This is a genomic window from Streptomyces sp. NPDC045431 (assembly GCF_040646655.1).
Lineage (GTDB): Bacteria > Actinomycetota > Actinomycetes > Streptomycetales > Streptomycetaceae > Streptomyces.
On the sequence record NZ_JBEZAQ010000021.1, the window covers coordinates 19,246 to 42,007 of the forward strand.

The 22,762-nt window shown below is 75.8% G+C and carries 10 protein-coding genes; 8 read left to right on the forward strand and 2 right to left on the reverse strand.

What is annotated here, in order from left to right:
• Positions 1–33: 33 nt before the first annotated feature.
• The gene (locus AB0A69_RS29545; RefSeq protein ID WP_361428376.1) at positions 34–762 is read right to left on the reverse strand and encodes a CAP domain-containing protein; all 729 of its coding nucleotides are present in this window, start codon (positions 760–762) and stop codon (positions 34–36) included.
• A gap of 154 nt (positions 763–916) precedes the next feature.
• Between AB0A69_RS29545 and AB0A69_RS29550 the strand changes: the two genes are divergently transcribed.
• From AB0A69_RS29550 to AB0A69_RS29580, 7 genes are read left to right on the forward strand one after another with little or no spacing between them, the layout of a single operon-like run.
• Positions 917–2,164, forward strand: coding sequence for a glutamate--cysteine ligase (locus AB0A69_RS29550; RefSeq protein WP_361428378.1), 1,248 nt, complete (start codon positions 917–919; stop codon positions 2,162–2,164).
• Positions 2,161–3,339, forward strand: coding sequence for a cytochrome P450 (locus AB0A69_RS29555; RefSeq protein WP_361428380.1), 1,179 nt, complete (start codon positions 2,161–2,163; stop codon positions 3,337–3,339). The genes AB0A69_RS29550 and AB0A69_RS29555 overlap by 4 nt, the downstream gene beginning before the upstream one ends.
• 23 nt (positions 3,340–3,362) lie before the next feature.
• Positions 3,363–11,543 (forward strand): type I polyketide synthase, encoded by an 8,181-nt coding sequence (locus AB0A69_RS29560; RefSeq protein WP_361428382.1) that lies wholly within the window; start codon positions 3,363–3,365, stop codon positions 11,541–11,543.
• 46 nt (positions 11,544–11,589) lie between these two features.
• Positions 11,590–17,883 carry a type I polyketide synthase gene (locus tag AB0A69_RS29565; protein WP_361428384.1) on the forward strand — a complete coding sequence of 2,098 codons (6,294 nt, stop codon included), beginning with the start codon at positions 11,590–11,592 and terminating at the stop codon, positions 17,881–17,883.
• Positions 17,880–18,608 (forward strand): alpha/beta fold hydrolase, encoded by a 729-nt coding sequence (locus AB0A69_RS29570; RefSeq protein ID WP_361428386.1) that lies wholly within the window; start codon positions 17,880–17,882, stop codon positions 18,606–18,608. Before AB0A69_RS29565 ends, AB0A69_RS29570 begins: the two co-directional genes overlap by 4 nt.
• 11 nt (positions 18,609–18,619) lie before the next feature.
• Complete coding sequence (locus tag AB0A69_RS29575; protein ID WP_361428388.1) at positions 18,620–19,792, forward strand: alpha-hydroxy-acid oxidizing protein; 1,173 nt, start codon at positions 18,620–18,622, stop codon at positions 19,790–19,792.
• A gap of 10 nt (positions 19,793–19,802) precedes the next feature.
• Positions 19,803–20,588, forward strand: a complete 786-nt coding sequence (locus AB0A69_RS29580) for a 4'-phosphopantetheinyl transferase superfamily protein (protein WP_361428390.1) — start codon at positions 19,803–19,805, stop codon at positions 20,586–20,588.
• On the opposite strand, the gene AB0A69_RS29585 is transcribed toward AB0A69_RS29580, so the two are convergent.
• Positions 20,554–21,186 (reverse strand): helix-turn-helix domain-containing protein, encoded by a 633-nt coding sequence (locus tag AB0A69_RS29585; RefSeq protein ID WP_361428392.1) that lies wholly within the window; start codon positions 21,184–21,186, stop codon positions 20,554–20,556. The two genes, AB0A69_RS29580 and AB0A69_RS29585, sit on opposite strands and share 35 nt — an antisense overlap.
• Before the next feature lie 157 nt (positions 21,187–21,343).
• Here AB0A69_RS29585 and AB0A69_RS29590 point away from each other — a divergent pair, with 157 nt between their 5' ends.
• Positions 21,344–22,756 (forward strand): cytosine permease, encoded by a 1,413-nt coding sequence (locus AB0A69_RS29590; RefSeq protein WP_361428394.1) that lies wholly within the window; start codon positions 21,344–21,346, stop codon positions 22,754–22,756.
• Positions 22,757–22,762 lie beyond the last annotated feature (6 nt).

The following is a 22,762-nucleotide window of genomic DNA, read 5'->3' on the forward strand; positions in this document are numbered from 1 at the left end:
CGCCGTCGCGGACGCCGCCGAAAGGGCCGGCCGTCAGTCCGGGACGCCGAAGTTCTGGACCCACCACGGGCCGTTGGAGCTGAGGTTGACGCCGACGCCGATGTCCTTGAAGGCGCAGTCGAGGACGTTCTTGCGGTGCTCGGGGCTCTTCATCCAGTCGCGCACGGTCCGCGCCGGACTCCTCGGCCCGCGGTGGATGTTCTCGCCCCAGGTCCTCCAGCTGTAGCCGGCGGCCTCCATCCGCTCGCCGGCGTCCCGGCCCTCGGGCGTGTCGTGGCGGTAGTAGCCGCGGGCCGCCATGTCGTCGGCGTGTCCCTGGGCGGCGGCCCTCAGCCGGCTGTTGACGCGCAGGGCGGAACAGCCGGCCTTCCGCCGCTCGGAGTTGGCGAGGGCGACCACCTGATCGGCGTACGTGGCCGCCTTGCCGAGGGCTCTGTCCACGCCGGACCGGGGCACGTCCGCGGCTGCCCGGGGGTGCGCGGGCCGGCCGCCCACTCCGGCTTCGACGGCTTGCGTGTCGCCGTCCGGGCGGGCGGTGCCCATGGTCACGGCGACGACGGTGGCGGCCGCTGCCGCCGCCGTGCCGGTGAGCACCGCGCCAAGGGCCGGTCCACCGCCGCGTATTCGCGTCCGGTGCGCCCTTCGCGTCCGCGGCCGCCGGGCACGGTCGCGGTCGCGGAGGCGGGTGCGGCCCTCGTGGTGGTCATGGTCGTGGTCGCGGTCGTGGTCGTCGTTCGCGCGGTGACGGTGTTGCTCCTGCACACGTATCTCCAGGTCTTCTCGGGGGCGTACCCCACTCGGCCTACCGAGCCCGAGCGGGCCTCGCCCCGGGGTGGCCCGTCCACGTGGTGACCGAGGGCGGTTCACCGGCCGACAGCGATGCGACATCAGTGGACATATAGATGATTATGTCGACATGAGCATTCAGGGTCAGGTCGATCACCTCGCGGCCGGCGACGGCCAGGCACCGACCGTGGGCGTCGAGGAGGAGCACTTCCTCGTCCATCCCGGCAGCCGGGCTGTCGAGTCCGCTGGCCCCCGCGTCGTCGCCCGTGCCACGCCGGTGCTGGGCGACCTGGTCTCCGGCGAGTACACCCAGTGCCAGATCGAGGTGAAGACACCGCCCTGCTCGGACGGCGCGCAACTGCGGGCGGAGCTGGCCCGGCTGCGCGCCGGTGCCGCCGCGGCCGCCCGCGAGGAGGGCCTGCGCCTGTGCGCCTCCGGCACACCCGTCCTCAGGAGCGGCGGCCCCTCGGACATCGGCGCGAATCCGCGCTACCAGAAGGCCCTCGGCCAGTACCGCAGCGCCCTCGAGGACTTCGAGGTCTGCGCCCTCCACGTCCATGTGCGGGTCGACGACCGCGAGCTGGCGGTCCTGGCCGCCAACCACGTCCGGCCGTGGCTGCCGCTGCTGGTGGCGATGAGCGCCAACTCCCCGTACTGCGACGGCCGTGACACGGGCTACGAGAGCTGGCGCTCCATGGTGCGCGGCCAGTTCCCGTGCTGGGGGCCGCCTCCGTACGCCGGCTCCCTGGAGCACTACCGGCGGCTGGCCACCGCCATGCAGGACGTGGACGCGATGCCGGACGCCGCCTACGCCTACTGGGACCTGCGGCCGCACGCGCGCTTCCCGACCCTGGAGGTGCGGGCCATGGACGTCCCGGTGGACGTGGACGACTCGGCGGCGCTCGCCCTGCTGGTCAGGGCGCTCGTGGCCACCGCGGTCGACCGCGCGCGGCGCGGCGACCCCGGCCCGGAGCCGTGCAGCGAGCTGCTGCGCGCGGCGTACTGGCGCGCGGCGCGCGACGGCTGGCCGGGGGACGGGGTGTGCGCGCTCACGGGTGAGATCGTGCCGTCCTCGGTGCAGGCCGAGCGGCTCGTCGAGGACGTACGGCCGGCGCTGGAGGCGTACGGCGACCTGGAGACGGTCGAGGACTTCCTGCGGCGGCTCGCGAAGCACGGTACGGGTGCCCAGCGGCAGCGCGCCGCCGCCGAGCGGCGAACCGAACGACAAGGGGCACCGGAACTAGAAGAAGGGGCACCGGACGGCGACGGAGGCGTCACGCGCGGCATCGTGGACGACCTGGTCGTCCGTACGGAGGCCGGCACCGGGCCCGGCGCACCGGACCGGGAGCGGCTGCTGCGCGCGGAGGTACGCGGATGAGCCCCGCGCGCTACGGGATCGGGCTGGAACGGCTGGGCCCGCTGCCGGCGTTCATGGCGCACGGCGAGGAGGCCGTCGTCCCGATCGCCGCGCCGACCGGCGACATGGTGTGGCTGGTGCGCGACTACGAGCTGGGGCGCCTGGTGCTGACCGACAAGAGGTTCAGCCGGGCCGAGGCGGTCAAGCCGCACGTACCGAAGTTCAACGACGCCCAGCCGGTGCCCGACTCGATGATGAGCATGGACGGGGCGGAACACGCCCGGCTGCGGCGCGTGGTGACCGGCGCGTTCACCGGCCGCCGGATGGCGGCCCTGGCGCCCGCCATCGAGCGGATGGCCGACGAGCGCCTCGACCGGCTGGTGGAGGCGGGGCCGCCCGGGGACCTCGTGGAGGAACTGGCGCTGCCCCTGCCGCGTGCCGTGCTCTGCTCGCTGCTCGGCGTTCCGGCACAGGACGGCGACCGGTTCCGGGACCTGGTGGAGGTGCTGTTCGACATCACGGCCAGCACCCCGAAGGAGAAGTCCCGGCGCCGCGTCGAACTGGTCGACTACATGGCCGGGTTGCTCGAACGCAAACGGGAGCGGCCCGAGGACGACCTGCTCACCGCCATGATCCGGGTGCACGACCAGGGCGAGATGTCCATGGCCGAGCTGGTCACCATGGGGCTCACGCTGCTGATGGCCGGCTATGAGACGACGGTCGGCCAGATCGGCCTGTCCGCGCTCGCGCTGCTGTCGGACCCGGACGCGTACAAGGAGTTGCGCGGGCGTCCGGAGGCACTGCCCTCCGCGGTGGAGGAGTTCCTGCGGCTCACCCCCGCCACCCCGGTGAGCTTCACGCGCGTGGCGGTGGAACCGGTCCCCTTGGACGGGGTCACCATCGCGGCGGGTGAGGCCGTCGTCGTCTCCCTGCTGCACGGGAACCGGGACGGCAAGGTCTTCGCGGAGCCCGAGCACCTGGTGCCGGAGGGGCGTGACGCCGTCCACCTGACCTTCGGTCACGGGGTGCACCGGTGCCTGGGCGCGCCGCTGGCCAAGCTCCAGGTGCAGATCGTCCTGGAGCGCCTGCTGCGCCGGTTCCCGGAGCTGCGGCCCGCCGCCGGGGCGCCGGAACCGGTGGTCTGGAAGGACGGCCTGCTCACACGTGGGCTGTCACGGCTGCTGGTGGAGTGGTGAGCAGCGGAAAGGAACCGCAACGCATGCGTGGCGAACCCGTAGGCGAACCCATAGCCGTCGTCGGCCTGTCCTGCCGCTTCCCCGGTGCCGAGGACCCCGACGCCTACTGGCGGTTGCTCTCGGAGGGGCGCAGCGCCGTAACCGACGGACCCCCCGCCGACCGGCCGGACGGGGTCGTGTGCGGCGACAGGGGCGGGTTCCTCGACGCCGTCGACCGCTTCGACCCGGCCTTCTTCGGCATCGGCCCGCGGGAGGCCGCGATGACGGACCCGCAGCAGCGGTTGGTGCTGGAGCTGGGCTGGGAGGCGCTGGAGCACGCGGGCATCGTCCCCGCCGCGCTGCGGGACGGGGACACGGGTGTCTTCATCGGCGCGATGACGGGCGACTACGCCCACCTGGTGCACCGGCCGGGCGACGAGGGCCCCTCCGCCGTCACGCACCACTCCTTCACGGGGCTGAGCCGCGGCCTGATCGCCAACCGCCTCTCGTACGTCCTCGGCCTGCGCGGCCCGAGCCTGACGGTGGACGCCGCGCAGGCGTCCTCGCTGGTCGCGGTGCACACAGCGTGCCAGAGCCTGCGGGCCGGGGAGTGCGAGGTCGCGCTGGCGGGTGGTGTGGAGCTCGCTCTCGCGTCCGAGAGCGCCGCCCTGGTCGAGGGGTTCGGCGGGCTGTCGCCGGACGGACGGTGCTTCACGTTCGACGCGCGTGCCAACGGTTTCGTACGGGGCGAGGGCGGCGCCGTCGTCGTCCTCAAGCGGCTCTCCCGCGCGCTGGCCGACGGCGACCGGGTGCTCGCCGTCCTGCGCGGCAGCGCCGTCAACAACGACGGGGGTGGTGACGGGCTGACCGTCCCCCGGGAGGAGGCGCAGCGCGACCTGTTGCGGCGCGCGTGCGAGCGGGCCGGGACGGATCCGGCGGACGTGCAGTACGTCGAGTTGCACGGTACGGGCACGGCGGTCGGCGATCCGGTCGAGGCGGCCGCCCTGGGGGCGGTGTTCGGCGCCGCGCGCGCGGGGGCGGCGGACGGCGGAAGCCTGCTGGTCGGCTCGGCCAAGACGAACCTGGGGCACCTGGGGGCGGCGGCGGGTGTGGCCGGGCTCCTCAAGGTGGTGCTCTCCATCGACCACGGCCGGCTGCCGCCGAGCCTCAACTACGCCACGCCGAACCCGCGCATCCCGCTCTCCGGCCTCCGGCTGCGGGTGAACGACACGCTGAGCCCCTGGCCGCGCCCGGAGGAACCGGTCGCGGGCGTCTCGGCGTTCGGCATCGGCGGCACGAACTGCCACATCGTCGTGTCCGCGCCGCCGCCCGGTGCGCGAGGCGTGCGGGAGCCGGGACCGGCCGCCTTCCGGAGCGCCGTGCTGCCGTGGGTGGTGTCCGGGCAGAGCGAGGCGGCCCTGCGCGCGCAGGCGGACCGGCTGCGCGCGTACGCGTCCCGTACCGAGGACGCCCTCACCGACATCGGGCACTCCCTCGCGGTGTCGCGGACCGCGTTCCGGCACCGGGCCGTCGTCCTGGCCGGCACGCAGGAGGCGTTCGCCGCCGAGCTCGCCGCGCTGGCGGAGGGCGCGCCGTCGTCGTACCTCGCGGGGGTGGCCCGGCCGCTGGAGCGGGTCGTGTTCGCCTTCCCCGGGCTGGACGTCGCCGGAGGGTGGGACCCCGGCCCGGTCGCCGGACTCCTCGACGCCTCGGACGTCTTCCGCGAGAGCGTCGGCGCGTGCGCCCGCGCGTGCGCGCCGTATCTGGACCGGCCGCTTGAGGAGGTGCTGCGCGGCACGGCCGGGGTACCCGGCGCGCCTGCGCTGTTCGCCGTCATGGTGGGTCTCGCCGATCTGTGGCGGTCCTTCGGGGTGCGGCCGGCGGCCGCCGTGGGCCACGGCGAAGGAGAGCTCGCCGCCCGGTACGTCACCGGCGCGCTGTCCCTGGAGGACGCCGTCCGCGCGGTCGCCGCAGACCGGCACGCGGGCCCGGGCGGGGACCGGGGGACGGCGGAGTTCCGCCGTGCCGTGCGTGCGCTCGCGGACCACGACGTGTTCATCGACGTCGGCCCGGAGCCGGTGCTGCTCGCGGCCGTACGGGAGGCGCTGGAGGGCACGGACTCGGCCGCCGTCGCGGTGGAGTCGCTGCGCCGTGGCGAGGAGGACGGCCCTCAAAGCTTCCTGAGGTCCCTGGCCGGGCTGTACGCGGGCGGCGCGGCGGTGGACTGGGGGCCGGTGTTCCCGCGCGACGCCGCGATGGTCGGCCTGCCGACGTACGCCTTCCAGCGCCGCCGCTGCTGGATCGGTGAGGCGGCCGCGGAGGAAGCCGGTCCCGCATCGGCCGCCGGGCCGCAGCCGGCGTTCCCGGGCCTGCGTGGTCACTCCCCCGAGGAGGCGTCGCGCCTCGCCCTCCGGCTGGTGGCCTCCGAGGTGGCCGCGGTCCTGGGCCTCGACCCGGCCGACACCGTCGATCCGGCCGCGCCTTTCCAGGAGCTGGGCTTCGACTCCGTGACGGGGGTGGAGCTCTCGAAGAGGCTCGCGGCCGCCACCGGGCTGGCCCTGCCCGAGACGCTGATCTACGACCATCCGTCGCCGCAGCGGCTCGCCGCCCACCTCGTCTCCGAAGCCGCCGAAGCCGCCGGAGCCACCGGAACCGCCGGGGCGGCCGAAGGCTCCGAGGCGGCCGAAGCCACCGGATCCCCTGCAGTCTCCGGATTCTCCGGCGGCGAGGGCGCCGTCGGCGTCACAACCGAGCCCGTACCGGCGCGGTCGGCGGCGACCCCCGCCCCCTCGGCCGACGACCCGGTGGCGATCGTGTCGATGGCCTGCCGCTTCCCCGGCGGTGTGTCGTCCCCAGAGGAGCTGTGGCGGCTGCTGCTGGACGAGCGGGACGCCGTCTCCCCCTTCCCCGCCAACCGCGGCTGGGCCGGCCACTCCCCGTGGGAGGGCGGGTTCCTCCACGACGCCGACCTGTTCGACGCGGAGTTCTTCGGCATCAGCCCCCGCGAGGCCACCGGCATGGACCCGCAGCAGCGGCTGCTGCTGGAGACCGTGTGGGAGGCCGTCGAGCGGGCCGGCATCGACCCGGAGGCGCTGCGCGACAGTGGCACCGGCGTCTACATGGGCGCCATGGCGCAGGATTACGGTCCCCGGCTGCACGAGGCGGACGACCACAGCGGCGGCCATCTGCTCACCGGCAGCTCCACCAGCGTGATCTCGGGCCGCGTCGCCTACACCTTCGGCCTCCAGGGCCCGGCCGTCACCGTCGACACCGCGTGCTCCTCGTCTCTCGTCGCCGTGCACCTGGCCGCGCAGGCGCTGCGCGCGGGCGAGTGCGACCTCGCGCTGGCGGGCGGGGTGACGGTGATGGCGAGCCCCGGCATGTTCGTCGAGTTCGGCCGGCAGGGCGGGCTGTCGCCGAGCGGCCGCTGCAGGGCGTTCGCGGACGCGGCCGACGGTACGGGGTGGGGCGAGGGCGTGGGCGTGCTGCTCCTGGAGCGGCTCTCCGACGCCCGCCGCAACGGCCATGAGGTCCTGGCCCTGGTCCGGGGTTCGGCGGTCAACCAGGACGGCGCCAGCAACGGCCTGACCGCCCCCAACGGCCCCTCTCAGGAGCGGGTGATCCGGCGGGCCCTCGCCGTGGCGGGCCTGTCCGGCGCGGACGTCGACGCCGTCGAGGCGCACGGCACCGGCACGCGTCTGGGCGACCCGGTCGAGGCGCAGGCGCTGCTGGCGACGTACGGGCACGACCGCCCCGCCGACCAGCCGCTGCACCTGGGGTCGCTGAAGTCCAACATCGGGCACGCGCAGGCGGCCGCCGGGGTCGGCGGCGTGATCAAGATGGTGCTGGCCATGCGGCACGGGCTGCTGCCGCGCACCCTGCACGTCGACCGGCCGTCCACGCGTATCGACTGGAGCGCGGGGGCGGTGGCGCTCCTGACGGAGGCGCGTCCGTGGCCGGAGCGCGACCGTCCGCGCCGGGCGGGCGTCTCGTCGTTCGGCATCAGCGGGACCAACGCCCATGTCGTCCTGGAGCAGGCGCCCGCCGACGACCGCGCCGAACCCCCGCGCGTCCCCGAGACCCTGGCGGGGCCGGTCCCGTGGGTGCTCTCGGCGCGGGGCGAGGAGGCGCTGCGCGCGCGGGCCGGGCAGCTGCGGCGGCCGGTGGCGGAGGCCCCGGAGCCGTGGTCCGTGGCGGACGTCGGCTTCTCGCTGGCGACCACCCGCCCGGCGCTCACCGATCGCGCCGTCGTCCTCGGCGAGGGCGTGACCGGTGCCGAGGCGTACGACGGGCTGCTCGCCGGGCTGGACGCGCTCGCGCGCGGTGAGGCCTCCTCGGCGGCGAACGCGGGGACCGCGGGCATCGCGGGGAACGTCGTGACGGGCCGGGCGGGCGCGGGCGGCAAGGCCGCCTTCCTCTTCACCGGGCAGGGCAGCCAGCGGCCCGGCATGGGCCGGGAGCTGTACGACACGTACCCGGCGTTCGCCGAGGCCTTCGACGAGCTCTGCGCCACGATGGACCCGCACCTGGACGTCCCGCTCAAGGACCTGGTCCTGGACGACGAGGGCCATCTCGGGCACCTGCTGGACGAGACCCGCTACACCCAGCCCGCGCTGTTCGCCCTGGAAGTGGCGCTGTACCGGCTGGTGGAGGGGTTCGGGGTGGTGCCGGACCACCTGCTGGGGCACTCGGTCGGCGAGCTCGCTGCGGCGCACGTCGCGGGCGTCCTGCCCCTGGACGACGCCTGTGCGCTCGTCGCCGCGCGCGGACGGCTGATGCAGTCCGCGCGGGCGGGCGGCGCCATGGCGGCCCTTCAGGCCACCGAGGACGAGGTCCGTCCGACGCTCGCGGCACACGGCGGGCAGGTGGTCGTCGCCGCCGTCAACGGGCCCCGTTCGGTGGTGGTCTCCGGTTCCGAACGGGCCGTGGCGGAGGTCGCGTCCCACTGGCGGGACGCCGGGCGGCACACCACGCGCCTCCGCGTCAGCCACGCCTTCCACTCGCCGCACATGGACGAGGTCCTCGACGCGTTCCGCGAGGTGGCCGCGAGCGTGTCCTTCGCGCCGCCCTCCCTTCCCGTCGTCTCCAACGTCACCGGACGGCCCGCCACCGCCGAACAGCTGACGGACCCCGACTACTGGGTGCGGCAGCTGCGGGAGACCGTCCGCTTCGCCGACGGGGTGCGGTCCCTGGAGGACGACGGGGTCACCACGTTCCTCGAACTCGGCCCGGACGGGGTCCTCTCCGCCCTCGTCGGTACGAACCTGACCAGGGAGCACGACGCGGACGTGGTCGCCGTGCCGCTGCTGCGTCACGGGCGGTCCGAGGCACGGACGTTCGTGGAGGGGCTGGCGCGGGCGTACGTCAACGGCGTGGACGTCGACTGGAGCGGGTTCTTCCCGGGCGGGCGGAGCGTTCCGCTGCCCACGTATCCGTACCAGCGGGAGCGCTTCTGGCTGCCGGTACCGTCCGCGCGCCCCGCACCGGGCTCCGGCGCGGCGGGTCACCCGCTCCTGGACGGCGGCGCGGAACTGGCCGAAGGCGGCGGGTGGGTGTTCACCGGACGACTGGACCCGGCGGCCGCCCCCTGGCTCCTGGACCACACGATCGGGGACGAGCCGCTGCTGCCCGGCGTGGCCGTCGCCGAGCTGGCGCTGTACGCGGCACGCCGGACGGGCGGGGACCTGGTGTCCGACCTGACGCTGGAGGCGCCGTTGGCGCTCTGCGCGGCGGAGCCGGTGGAGATCCAGCTCCTGGTGGGCCCCGCGGCCCGGGACCGGGCCCGTACCGTGGCGCTGTACGCCCGGCCCGCGGGCGTACCGGGCGCCGGGTGGACCCGGCACGCCACGGGCACGCTGGGTACGGGGACGGCCGACGCCACGGGACTCGCCGAGTGGCCTCCGCAGGGCTCGTCGCCCGTCTCCCTCGACGGCCTCTACCCGCGCCTGGCGGAGCGGGGTTACGCGTACGGGCCCGCCTTCCGCAACCTGCGCGCGGTATGGCGCCAGGGGACCGCCCTGTACGCGGAGGTGGCCGGGGCGGACGCCGAGGGAGACGGTTTCCTGCTGCATCCCGCCGCCCTGGACGCCGCGTTGCACGCGCTGCTGGGCGAGCAGGAACGCTTCCTGGTGCCGTTCGCGTGGACGGGCCTGACCGCGCACACGGTTCCGGTCCGGACGACCGGTCCCCTGCGCGTACGGTTCGTCCCGCGCGGGGCGGAAGCGGGCACGGCCGGACCGGGCACCTACGCACTCCTGATCGCGGACGGGGACGGGACGCCCCTGCTCAGCGCCGAAGGACTGGTGCTGCGGGAGAGGGCCGCGACCGCTCCCGACGGACTGTTCACCGTGGAGTGGACCGGGCCGGACACCCCGCCGGAAACCGATCCGTCCGGCGTGTGGGCGGTCGTCGGTGACCGTACGGGCCTGGCGGACGCCGTACGGGCATCGGGTGCGACGGTGCACGCGTACGAGGACCTGGAGGCCCTGGGACGTGCCCTGGACACCTCCGCGCCGGGTGCCGGGGTGCCCTCAGTCGTCATCGCCACGGCGCCGGACACCCGCGGGTCGGCCTCTCCGGCCGCGGCCGCAGCCCAGGTGAGCCACGCGGCCCTGGCGCTCGTCCAGCACTGGCTGGCGGAGCCGCGCTTCGCCGACTCCCGGCTGGTCCTCGCCACCACCGGCGCCGTCGCGGTGGTCGACGACGAGGCGCCCGACCCGGCCCAGGCGCCGGTGTGGGGGCTCGTCCGGGCCGCCCAGTTCGAACACCCGGGCCGTTTCGCCCTGCTGGACACCGACGGGCACCCGGACTCCGCCCGCGCGGTGGTCCGCGCGGCGGCGTCGGACGAACCGCAGCTCGCGGTCCGCGCGGGCAGGGTGTCGGTGCCGGCGTTGCGCCGGTGCAGGCCTCAGCCCCAGGGGCCGTCGGCGCCGCCGCCGTTCGGCGAGGACGGCCACGTGCTGATCACCGGCGGTCTGGGCGCGCTGGGCCGTCTGGTCGCCCGGCACCTGGTGGACCGGCACGGTGTACGACGGCTGCTGTTGACGGGGCGGCGCGGCGAGCGCACCCCCGGCGTCGCCGAGTTCACCGCCGAGCTGCGCGCGGCGGGCGCCCAGGTGACCGTCGCGGCCTGCGACGTGGCCGACCGCGAGGCCCTGGCCGCCCTGCTCGCCGCCGTGGACCCCGGACACCCGCTGACGGGCGTGGTGCACGCGGCGGGCGTGCTGGACGACGCCCTCGTGGACGCGCTCACCCCCGAGCGCGTGGACCGGGTGCTGCGGCCCAAGGCGGACGCGGCCGTCCACCTCCACGAGCTGACCCGCGGGCTCGGTCTGTCGGCGTTCGTGCTCTTCTCGTCCGTCATCGGACTGCTGGGCAACGGCGGCCAGGGCAACTACGCGGCCGCCAACGCCTTCCTGGACGGCCTGGCGCGCCTGCGCCACGCCGAGGGGCTGCCCGCCGTGTCACTCGCGTGGGGGCCCTGGGCCGCCGAGGGCGGCATGGCCGGGCAGGCGGGCGAGACCAACCTCAACCGCCTGGCGCGCGCGGGCCTCGCGCCCCTGTCCGACGTGGAGGCCCTGGCCCTCTTCGACGCGGGCTGCGCCGCCGGCGTACCCGTACTGGCGGCCGCCCGCCTGGACGCGCGCTCCCTCGACGCCGCCACGGCGCCGCCCCTGCTGCGCGGGCTCGTCCCGGCGCCAGGTGGTGCGGCGGGCGCCCCGGCGGCGGCGCCGGGAGCCGCCGAGGAGCGGTCGGCGGCGCTGCGGCAGCGGCTGGCGCAGGCTCCGGAAGGGGAGCACCGCCACATCCTGCTGGAGGCCGTCCGGGCGGAGGCCGCGGCCGCGCTGGGGCACGGCACGCCGGACAGGGTGACGGCGGACCGCCGGTTCCAGGACCTCGGGTTCGACTCGCTCACCGCGGTGGAGCTGCGCAACCGGCTGACGGCGGCGACCGGCGTGAAGCTGCCGCCCACGCTGGTCTTCGACCACCCCACCCCGGGCGCGCTGGCGGACCGGCTGCGTACCGCACTCGCCCCTTCCGCCGGGTCGGTTTCCGATCCGGGTTCCGACACGGGTTCCGACACGGGTTCCGACTCGGGTCCCGACCCCGGCTCCGACCCGGCCGACTTCGACTCGATGGACGTCGACCATCTGGTGCGCGCGGCACTGGGCGACGACGGCGGCGACGGCGGCGACGGCAGCGACGGCAGCGACGGCGAGAACTGACCCACGGAGCCCGGCCCACGGAGCCCCGGAGCTACGGAGAGAAGCGATGGCACCCACATCCCCCGAACAGATCGTCGAGGCCCTGCGGGCCGCCCTGAAGGAGAACGAGCGGCTCCGGGGCGAGAACGCGCGCCTCGCGGGAGGCGGCGACGAGCCCGTCGCGATCGTCGGGATGGCCTGCCGCTTCCCGGGCGGGGTGCGGTCCCCGCAGGACCTGTGGCAGCTCGTCCTCGACGAGGTGGACGCCGTCGGCCCGTTCCCCACGGACCGGGGCTGGGACCTGGCCGCCCTGTACGACCCGGACCCCGACAAGCCGGGTACGTCGTACGCCAAGGAGGGCGGGTTCCTGTACGACGCCGCCCTGTTCGACGCGGGCTTCTTCGGCATCTCGCCGCGCGAGGCGCAGGCGGTCGACCCGCAGCAGCGGCTGCTGCTGGAGACGGCGTGGGAGGCGTTCGAGCACGCGGGCGTGGACCCGGCGTCGCTGCGCGGCAGCCGTACCGGCGTGTTCGTGGGCACCATGTACGACGACTACGGCGCGCGCCTGTCCCCCGCGCCGGAGGAGTTCGAGGGGTACCTGCTGACGGGCAGCACCGGCAGTGTGGCGTCCGGCCGGATCGCGTACACCCTGGGCCTCCAGGGTCCGGCCGTCACCGTCAACACGGCGTGTTCGTCGTCGCTGGTGGCGCTGCACCTGGCGTGCGCGTCGCTGCGGCGGCGGGAGTGCGCGCTGGCGCTCGCGGGCGGGGCGACGGTGATGGCGACGCCGATGCCGTTCGTGGAGTTCAGCAGGCAGCGCGGGCTGGCGCCCGACGGCCGGTGCAAGTCCTTCTCGGCGGAGGCGGACGGCACCGGCTGGTCCGAGGGCGCCGGCCTGCTGGTGGTGGAGCGGCTGTCGGACGCCCGCCGCCTGGGCCATCCCGTCCTCGCCGTGGTGCGGGGCTCGGCGGTCAACCAGGACGGCGCGAGCAACGGCCTGACCTCGCCCAGCGGTCCCGCCCAGGAGGAGCTGATCCGGGAGGCGCTCGCCGCGGCGGGCGTCGCGCCGGACGAGGTCGACGCCGTCGAGGCGCACGGCACCGGCACGCCGCTGGGCGACCCGATCGAGGCGCAGGCGCTCCTGGCGACGTACGGCAGCGCCCGTCCGGCCGACCGGCCGCTGCTGCTGGGCTCGTTGAAGTCGAACATCGGCCACGCGCAGGCGGCGGCCGGGGTCGGCGGCATCATCAAGACGGTGATGGCGATGCGCCACGGTGTCCTGCCCCGGACCCTGCACGCCGAGGAGCCGTCCCCGCACGTGGACTGGTCGAGCGGCGCGGTGGCGCTGCTGAGCGAGGCGGCCCCCTGGCCGGAGCGGGGGCGGCCGCGGCGGGCGGCGGTGTCGTCGTTCGGCATCAGCGGTACGAACGCGCACGTCATTCTGGAGCAGGCCCCGGAGCCCGCACCGGATGTGCAGCGGGAGCGGGCGCCGCTGCCCGCCGTGCCGTGCCTGCTGTCCGCGAGCGGCGAGCCCGCCCTGCGCGAACAGGCGGCCCGCCTCTACCGGCACCTGTCCGCCGCCCCGGGAGCGGACCTCACCGACGTCGGGTTCTCCTTGGCCACGACCCGCGCCCGTCTGCCGCACCGCGCCGTGCTGGTGGCGGAGGGCCGGGACGGTCTCCTCGACGGGCTCAACGCCCTGTCCGGCGGTGCCGACGAGCGGCCCGGTCTGGTCCGGGGCAGAGCGGGTGACGGCAGGACCGCGTTCCTCTTCACCGGGCAGGGCGCTCAGCACGCGCGGATGGGCCAGGAGCTGTACGCGGCGTTCCCGGCGTACGCGGCCGCCTTCGACGCCGTCAGTGGGGCGCTGGACGGGCATCTGGACCGTCCGCTGCGGGAGGTGGTGTTCGCTCCGGAGGGTTCCGCCGAGGCGGGGCTGCTGGACCGTACGGAGTACACGCAGCCCGCGCTGTTCGCGTACGAGGTGGCGCTGTTCCGCCTCCTGGAGTCCTGGGGCGTACGGCCGGACGCGGTGCTGGGCCACTCCGTCGGCGCGCTGGCCGCCGTTCACGTGGCCGGGGTGCTGTCCCTGGAGGACGCCGCCGCGCTGGTGGCGACCCGGGGGCGGATCATGCAGGAGCTCCCGCCCGGCGGGGCCATGGTGGCGCTGCGCGCCTCGGAGGAGGAGGCCGCCGGGCTGCTGGCCGGCGCCGGGGAGTACGCGGGCCGGCTGTCGCTGGCGGCGGTGAACGGTCCCACCGCGACCGTCCTGTCCGGCGACCGGGAGGCGCTCGCCGCCGTCGTCGAACGCTTCGAGGCGGGCGGGGGCAAGGCGGTGTGGCTGCGCGTCAGCCACGCGTTCCACTCGCCGCTCATGGAGCCGGCGCTGGACCGGCTCCGTACGGTCGCCTCGGGCGTGACCTGCCGGCCCCCGCGCTTCACCGTCGTGTCGGACCACACCGGGCGGCCCGTGGAGCAGGGCGAGCTCGCGGACCCGGAGTACTGGGTGCGCCACGCCCGCCACGCCGTGCGCTTCCGGGACGGGGTGCACGCCCTCGCGGAGCTCGGCTGCACGCGGTTCCTGGAGGTCGGTCCGGCGGCGGTCCTGACGGCGATGGCCGCGGACTGCCTCGGCGATGCCGGTGAGGCCCGGCGGGAGCTGGTCGCCGCCGCGCCGCCCGGCGGGCCGGAAGCCGTGTCCGTGCTGACCGCCGTCTCCCGGATGTACGCGTGCGGCGCCGAGGTCGACTGGGCCGCGGTGTTCGCCGGGCGCGGGGCCCGGCGCGTCGAGCTGCCGACGTACCCCTTCCAGCGGGAGACGTACTGGCTGGACGGCGGCGGCCCCCGGCCGGCGGACACGCCGCGTCCTTCCGCCGCGCACCCCGGAGCGCTGGACCATCCGCTGCTGACGGACGCCACCGAAGTCCCGGATCCGGAAGGGCTGCTGCTGACCGGGCGGCTGTCGGCCGGCACGCACCCGTGGGTGACCGGCCACCGGGTGGCGGGCGAGGTGCTGCTGCCCGGTACGGCGCTGTTGGACCTGGTGGCGCGGGCGGGCCACGAGGCGGGCTGCGACCTGGTGGAGGAGCTGGTCCTCCAGGCACCCCTGCTCGTACCGGAGGAGGGCGAGGCCGAGCTGCGGGTGTTCGTGGCGGCGGCCGACGTCTCGGGCCGCCGCGCGGTCACCGTCCACTCCCGGGCGGCCGGTGCGTGGGTGGGCACCGCCCACGGTACGGTCGGCCGCTCGGTCCCCGGCGCACCGGCACCGGTCGCCCTGGCGGAGTGGCCGCCGCCCGGCGCCGCGCCCGTACCGATCGACCGGTTCTACGAGGACCTCGCCGCCCGGGGCCTGGAGTACGGGCCCGAGTTCCGTTCCGTACGGGCACTGTGGCGGCGCGGCCAGGAGCTGTTCGCCGAGGTGGCGCTCGGGGACGAGCGGCCGTCCGGCTGGGAGTCGTACGGGGTGCACCCGGCGCTGCTGGACGCGGCCCTGCACCCCCTCCCGTACGACGCGGGCCACGGTCTCGTCCCGTACGTGTGGTCCGGGGCGCGGTTCCACGGCGGCGCCGAGGCCCGGCTGCGGGTGCGGCTGGCCCCGGCGGGCACGCGCGCGGTGGCGGTCGACGTGTCCGACGGCGAGGGGCGTCCGGTGGTGTCGGTCGTCTCGCTGGCGCTGCGGCCCCTTCCGGGCAGCCGGGCCGAGGAGGTCCGGGACGGGCTGTTCGTACCGTCCTGGACCCCCCTTCCCGCGCTGCCGGAGGCACCGGCCGTGGGGGAGGAGACCTGGGCCCTGCTGGGCGACGGCCCCGAGGGGTCCGGAACGGAGGAGTTCGGTACGGAGGCGCTGTACGTCCAGCCCGACTGGGACTCCCTGACCGGCGCGCTCGCCTCCGGTGGGCCCGTCCCGGACGTGATCCTGCTCCCCTGCGCCGGTACGGCTCCCGGCGCCGGCTCCGTACGGGAGCTGCTGCACCGCGTCCTCGGCGTCACCCAGCGGTTCGTGGGCGACGAACGGCTGGCGGGCGCGCGGCTCGTGGTGCTCACGCGGGGCGCGTTCGCCGCGGGGGGCGCCGCGGGCGGCGACCGGCCGGCCGATGGTGTGGCGCACCGGGCCGTGTGGGGCCTGGTGCGCGCGGCGCAGAGCGAGCACCCGGACCGGTTCACGCTGATCGACACGGACGGGACGCCCGCGTCCGGCCGGGCACTCGCGGCGGCGGTGGCCTGCGGTGAGCCGCAGCTCGCCCTGCGCGGCGGCACCGCCCACCGCCCCGCCCTCTCCCCCGACGGCACGCCGGCCCGGCTGCGTCCGCCCGCCGACGCACCGGACTGGCGGCTGGACTACGTCGCCAAGGAGTCCTTCGACGACCTGGCCCTCGTGCCCTGGCCGGAGGCGGGAGCCCCGCTCGCCGAGGGCCAGGTCCGGGTACGGCTGCGGGCCGCCGGGCTCAACTTCCGTGACGTGCTGCTCGCCCTGGGCATGATCCCGCCCTCCGTCGACCCGGACGCGGGCGGTCCTGGCCAGGGCGGCGAGGGCGCGGGGGTGGTGACCGAGGTCGGTCCGGGCGTGACGGGGCTGCGCCCCGGCGACCGCGTGATGGGCCTGTTCTCGGGCGTGGGCCCGGTCACGGTGACCGACCACCGGCTGGTGTGCCCGATCCCCGACGGCTGGTCGTTCCGGCAGGCGGCGGCGGTACCGGTGGCCTACCTCACGGCGTACTACGGGCTGGTGGACCTGGCGGGTCTGCGCCCGGGAGAGGCTGTCCTGGTCCACGCGGGCACCGGCGGCGTCGGCACCGCCGCGCTGCAACTCGCCCGTCACCTCGGCGCCGAGAGGTACGCCACGGCGAGCCCGGCGAAGTGGGACGCGCTGCGCGCGGCCGGCCTGCCGGACGAGCGGATCGCGTCCTCGCGCACGCTCGACTTCGAGCGGCGGTTCCGCGACGCCACCGAGGGCCGGGGCGTGGACGTGGTGCTCAACTGCCTGGCCGGGGAGTACACGGACGCGTCGCTGCGTCTGCTGACGCACGGCGGCCGGTTCCTGGAGATGGGCAAGACCGACCGGCGCGACGCCGCCGAGGTGGCCGCAGGCCACCCGGGCGTGGTGTACCGCGCCTACGACGTGCGCGAACCGGGTCCGGACCGCATCCGGGAGATGCTCACCGCCCTCGTGGAGCTCTTCGCCGGAGGCGCCCTGAAACCGCCGCCGGTGTCGTCGTGGCCCGTCGGCCGGGCCCCGGACGCCTTCCGGTACCTGGCCGAGGCACGGCACGTCGGGAAGGTGGTCCTCGACCTGCCGGACGACGGGGAGCCGTGGGACCGGGACCGCGCCGTGCTGATCACGGGCGGCTTCGGCTGGCTGGGCCGGCTCGTGGCCCGGCACCTGGTCACCGAACACGGCGTGCGGCGGCTGGTCCTGATGGGCCGCCGCGTGCAGGAGGACGCCGGCACCGAGCTGAGCCGTCTGGGCGCCGACGTCCGCGCGGTGGCGTGCGACGCGGCGGACCGGGACGCGCTGGCCACCGCCCTGGCCGGGCTCGCCGCCGACGGCGTACACGTCGGCGGCGTCGTCCACGCGGCGGGTGTCCTCGACGACGGCGTGCTCACCGCGCTCACGCCCGAGCAGCTGGACCGGAGTCTGCGGCCCAAGGTGGACGCGGCCCTCCACCTGCACGAGCTCACCGGCGACCTGGACCTGTCCGCCTTCGTGGCCTTCTCGTCGGTCGCCGGGACGCTCGGCTCCGCCGGACAGGCCGGGTACGCGGCGGGCAACGCCTTCCTCGACGGGCTGGTGGAGCACCGGCGCGCGGTGGGGCGGCCGGGCGTCTCGGTGGTGTGGGGCCTGTGGGAGGGCGCGGGCATGGGCGCCGGGCTGACGGCCGCCGACACCGCCCGCATCGCGCGGTCGGGCGTCGTGCCGCTCGGCGTCGAGCAGGGCCTGCGGCTCCTCGACGCGGCCGTCCGCCGCGACGAGCCGGTCGCCGTGGCGGCGCGGTGGCACCTCGACGGACTGGGCGCCGGGGGCGCCGTACCGCCGCCCCTGAGGGACCTGGTGTCCGCGTCCGGGCCGGCTGCCGCCGGTACGGAAGCCTCCCCGGCCCCGGCGGCCCCGGCAGCCACCGCGGCCTCCGACGACCTGCTGGGCACCGTCTGCCGCGAGACCGCCGCCGTCCTCGGTCACGCCGCCGGCACGGCCGTCGAACCGGACAGCGTCTTCGACCGGATCGGCCTCGACTCGCTGACCGCCGTCGAGCTGCGCAACCGGCTCGCCAAGGCCACCGGCGTACGCCTGCCCGCCACGTTCCTGTACGACTGGCCGACCCCCGCCGACCTGGTGGCCCACCTGCGGGAGCAGACGTCATGATCCGTACGTACGACGGGAAGGAAGCGTGCGCCGCCCGGCTGGTGTGCTTCCCGCACGCGGGCGGTTGCGCGAGCGCCTTCCGCCCGCTGTCGGCGGCGCTGCCGGACGACATCGAGCTCCTCGCGGTCCAGTACCCCGGCCGCCAGGAGCGGCGCGCGGAGCCGTACGCCGAGGAGATCGGCGCCCTCGCCGAGGAGTCGGCGCGGGCGCTGGTGCCGTACGCGCAGCGGCCGCTGTTCCTCCTCGGGCACAGCATGGGCGCGCTGGTGGCGTTCGAGACCGCCCGGCTGCTCGAACAGCGGGGCACCGTGGTCCGGCTGTTCGCGTCCGCCGCCCGGCCGCCGTCGCAGGACTGGGAGGAGCTCGACCTGGACGCGTGCGGCGACGACGAGCTGGTGGCGGAGCTGCGGCGCTTGGGCGGGGTGCCCGAGGCGCTCCTGCAGGACGAGGAGTCCGTACGGGAGGCGCTGCGGCTGCTGCGCGCCGACCACCGTCCGCTGCGCCGCTACCGCTGTCCGCCGGACGCGGCCGTCGCGGCGTCCGCGACCGTGCTGCTCGGCGTGTCGGACCCCAAGAACACCGTCGAGCAGGTGCGGGGCTGGCGGCGGCACACCACCGGCGACTTCACGCTGGACGTGCTGCCCGGCGGCCACTTCTGGCTGACGGACCGGCACGCGGGCGCCGCTCCCCTGCTCACCCGCTACATCCGCGACGACCTGGCGTGAGGGGACCCGCTATGGAGACCGCCGTTGCCGCCGCCGATCTGGTGCGCGACATCTACCTCGCGGGCCGCGACGGCGAACGGCCCGCGCTGTCCACGGACCTGACGGCCCTGGAGGCGGCGGCGCGCGAGGTGCTGGCGCCGACCGCGTACGGGTACGTGGCGGGCAACGCGGGTGTCGGCGCGACCGCCCGGGCGAACCGTGAGGCGTTCGACCGGTGGCGGCTGGTGCCGCGGATGCTGCGCGGCTGCGCCGCCGCACGCGACCTGGGCGTGGAGCTGTTCGGGCGGCGGCTGCCGGCGCCGGTGCTGCTCGCGCCCGTGGCCGCGCAGACCGTGGTGCACCCGGAGGGCGAGCGGGCCGCTGTGCGGGGCGCGCGCGAGGCCGGGGTGCCGTTCGTGCTGTCGACGCTCTCCTCGCACCCGCTGGAGGAGGTGACGGAGGCGGCCGGGGACCTGCCGCGCTGGTTCCAGCTGTACTGGCCGTCGGACCGGGCGGTGGCGCGGTCGTTCGTGCGGCGGGCCGAGGAGAGCGGGTACACGGCGCTGGTCGTGACGGTCGACGCGCCCTCGTTCGGATACCGTCCGGCGGACCTCGACGGGGGGTACCTGCCGTTCCTGCACGGCGTGGGCATCGCCAACTTCACCAGCGACCCGGCGTTCCGGGAGGGGCTCGGCCCGGACCCGGAGGACGAGGCGGTCACCGCGCACTGGGCGCGGGTCTTCGCCCACCCCGCCCTGTGCTGGGACGACCTGCCGTGGCTGCGCGAGCAGACCCGGCTGCCCGTCCTGCTCAAGGGCGTCCTGCACCCGGACGACGCCCGCCGGGCGCTGGAGTCCGGCGCGGACGGGCTGGTGGTGTCGAACCACGGCGGGCGCCAGCTCGACGGCTCCGTGGCGTCCCTGGACGCCCTCCCGGCGGTGCGTGCCGCCGTCGGCCCGTCGGTCCCCGTGCTGCTGGACTCGGGGGTGCGTACCGCCGCCGACGTCGTCAAGGCGCTCGCGCTCGGCGCCGACGCGGTGCTGTACGGCAGGCCGTACCTGTACGGGCTGGCGCTGGACGGCCGGCGGGGTGTCGCGCACGTCCTGCGGTGCCTGCTCGCCGAGCTGGACCTGGCGCTGGCCCTCACCGGGTGCGCGTCGGTCCGTGACGTCACGTCCGGTCTGCTCGACCGCGCCCGGGCCTGAGCGACCGGGCGTGAGCGGCCGGCGGCGCAGGCGGTACGTTCCGGCGGAGTTCGTGCTGGGCGAGCACCCCCAGAGCGTGGCCCGGCCCACGTCCGCCGACGGACCCGTCCTGTGGATGGTGGACGCGGGGCGGCAGGGCGAGCGGGGCGTACGGCTCGCCCCCGCGGTCCTGGACGCGGCGGAACTGCGGCGGGCGGCCGCCTTCCGGCGGCGCGCGGACCACCGCAGCTACGCCGTGGCCCATGTGGCGCTGCGGCTGCTCCTCGGGGCGTGTCTGGGGGTGGCGCCGCACCGGGTACGGCTGGTGCGGGACCCCTGCCCGCGCTGCGGCGGCCCGCACGGGCGGCCGGCGGCGGAGGACGACAGGGGCGTGCACTTCTCCCTCTCGCACAGCGACGACCTGGTGCTGCTCGCCTTCGCCGCCGTGCCGGTGGGCGTGGACGTGCAGAAGGGGCCGGGGTACGAGGCGGTGGCCGACGCCCGTTCCGCTCTGCACCCGGCGGAGGTGCGGGAGTTGGCCGCGCTGCCGGAAGGGGAGCGGCCGGCGGCGTTCGCGCGGGCGTGGGTGCGCAAGGAGGCGTACCTGAAGGGAATCGGCACGGGCCTGGCCCGCTCCCCGTCGCTCGACTACGTGGGCACGGGCCCGGACCCGGCGGACGGCCCGCCGGACTGGCGGGTCCACGACGTGGTGGTCCCCGAGGACTTCACGGCGGCGGTTGCGGTACGGAGCCGGGCGGCACGGCGCGGGTCCTCCGTCACGATCAGACACTCGTCGCCGACGCGGCGTCGCCCCTGACGATCAGCCGCTCGGCGGCGGCCCGCGCCGCCGTCAGGGCCGCCGCGCGGTCGGTGCCGCGCTGGCTGAGGACGACACGGGTGCTGAGCCCGTCGAGGAGCGCGAGCAGCAGGTCGGCCCGCTCGGCGACCTCGTCGCGCGTGATCCCGAAACGCCCCTGGGCGACGCCCTTGGCGAGGAGCGCCTCCAGGTCGGTCTGCCAGCCGCGGTCCATCTCCTCCTGCGCGTCCCGCAGCGGGCCCTCCCCCGTCGTACGGGCCCAGAGCTCGATCCACAGCGTCCAGCGCGGGTCGCGGGGTCCGCGGGGCAGGTACATCCCGAGGAACAGGTCCAGTTTGCGCTCGGCCGTGGTGCGGCGCGTGAGCAGGGCCCGCCGCTCCTCGCCGAGCGCGGTCTCGCTCCAGCGCAGGGCCTCCAGCAGCAGTCGGTCCTTGCTGCCGAAGTAGTACAGGATGTGGCCGCCGCTGGTGCCCAGGCGTTCGGCGAGGGACGCCATGGTGAGCGAGGCCAGGCCGTCCTCGGCGATGACCGTCATGGCCTCTTCGAGCATCCGCTCCTGCGCGATGCGCCCGTCCCGCCGCCGCGCCGTTGCCGCCACGCGCCCATTCCTCCAGTCGGCCGACCTCGTCGTGCTGTCCGTCGTGACCTTATCCCGCGGATTCGGTTCGGGGTCTTGACGGGCGCGGACGTGTGCCACATCTTGAATGCCGTTCTAACTTATAGAACGGCATTCAAAGTACAGGAGAGGGGTCCGGATGGTTGTGCACGGCACCGGTGTGGAGAGCGACGAGGTCTTCCGGGTCGAGACCCACGGCATCGACACCATCCCCGACGAGGACCGCCACGGCAGTCCCAAGGACCTCTTCTGGCTCTGGTTCGGCTCCAACCTCACCTTCACGTACGTCATCAACGGCGCCCTCGCCGTCGCGTTCGGGCTCTCCTTCTGGCAGGCGACGGCCGTCGTCGTCATCGGCGGCCTCGCCTTCTTCGTCGTCAGTGCCGCGGGCCTGAGCGGCATCCGCACCGGCACCGCGACGCTCGTCATCTCGCGCGCCGCCTTCGGCCACCGCGGCAACCTGCCCGCCGGAGTCCTCAACTGGGTGGTCGGCATCGGCTACACCGTCGTCAACACGGTGGTGGGCACCCTCGCCCTCGAAGCCTTCTTCACCGACCTCGGCTGGGCCTCGCCCGGCGACGGCGGACGCGCCCTCGCGCTCCTGGTCACCCTCGCGCTCACCTTCGTGGTGGCCCTGTGGGGCCACGCCACGGTGCAGGTGGCCGAGCAGTGGCTCGCCTACGTCCTCGCCGCGGGCTTCGGCGCGTTCCTCGTCTTCACGGTCCCGCAGGCCGACTTCGGCGCACCCGCCGCCGCGGGCGTCGCCGCCGCGTCCGCGTGGAGCTGGGCGCTGGTCGTCGCGCTCTCCAGCCCGTTCTCGTACCTTCCGATGCCCGCCGACTACACGCGCTACCTCCCCAAGGAGACCTCGCTGCGCGCCATCACCTGGAGCGGGGCGCTCGGCGGGTTCCTGTCCTCCGTGGCGCTCGGCGTCGGCGGGGTGGCCGCCGCGACGCAGACGGACATGACGGACGCGGTGGCGGGTGCGGAGTCCCTGTTGCCCGGCTGGTTCCAGCCGCTCTTCCTCGTCCTGGTGCTCGGCGGCTCGGTCACCAACTCGATCATCACGCTCTACTCCTCCAGCCTCAACCTCCAGGTCCTGGGCATCCCGTGGAGCCGCGCCAGGACCATCGTCATCAGCGCGGCCGTCACGGCCACCGGCTCGCTCGCCGCGCTCTTCCTCACCGACTTCACCTCCTCCCTCCTCTCCTTCCTGTCGCTGCTGATCATCGTGTTCGCGCCGTGGAGCGGCGTGTTCCTCGCCGACATGCTGCTGCGCCGCTGCCGGTACGACGCCCACGCCCTGCACGCCGGCCGCGCCGGCGCCTACTGGTACCGCGCGGGCTTCAGCCCGGCCGGCATGGCGGCGCTGCTCACCGGGCTCGTCTTCGCGCTGCTCACCTGCGACTCGGAGCTGTGGACCGGCCCGCTCGTCGCGCCCCTCGGCGGCGCCGACCTGACCCTGCTGGGCTCGGTCGTCGCGGGCCTCACCTACTGGGCGCTGAGCCGCCGCACCCCCACTCCCACCCACACCCCCACCTCTGCCGCCTAAGACCTT

Excerpts from the sequence above, each read along its gene's own strand:
- AB0A69_RS29550 (WP_361428378.1), top strand. The coding sequence starts at position 917 with ATGAGCATTCAGGGTCAGGTCGATCACCTCGCGGCCGGCGACGGCCAG.
- AB0A69_RS29555 (WP_361428380.1), top strand. The coding sequence starts at position 2,161 with ATGAGCCCCGCGCGCTACGGGATCGGGCTGGAACGGCTGGGCCCGCTG.
- AB0A69_RS29560 (WP_361428382.1), top strand. The coding sequence starts at position 3,363 with ATGCGTGGCGAACCCGTAGGCGAACCCATAGCCGTCGTCGGCCTGTCC.
- AB0A69_RS29565 (WP_361428384.1), top strand. The coding sequence starts at position 11,590 with ATGGCACCCACATCCCCCGAACAGATCGTCGAGGCCCTGCGGGCCGCC.
- AB0A69_RS29570 (WP_361428386.1), top strand. The coding sequence starts at position 17,880 with ATGATCCGTACGTACGACGGGAAGGAAGCGTGCGCCGCCCGGCTGGTG.
- AB0A69_RS29575 (WP_361428388.1), top strand. The coding sequence starts at position 18,620 with ATGGAGACCGCCGTTGCCGCCGCCGATCTGGTGCGCGACATCTACCTC.
- AB0A69_RS29590 (WP_361428394.1), top strand. The coding sequence starts at position 21,344 with ATGGTTGTGCACGGCACCGGTGTGGAGAGCGACGAGGTCTTCCGGGTC.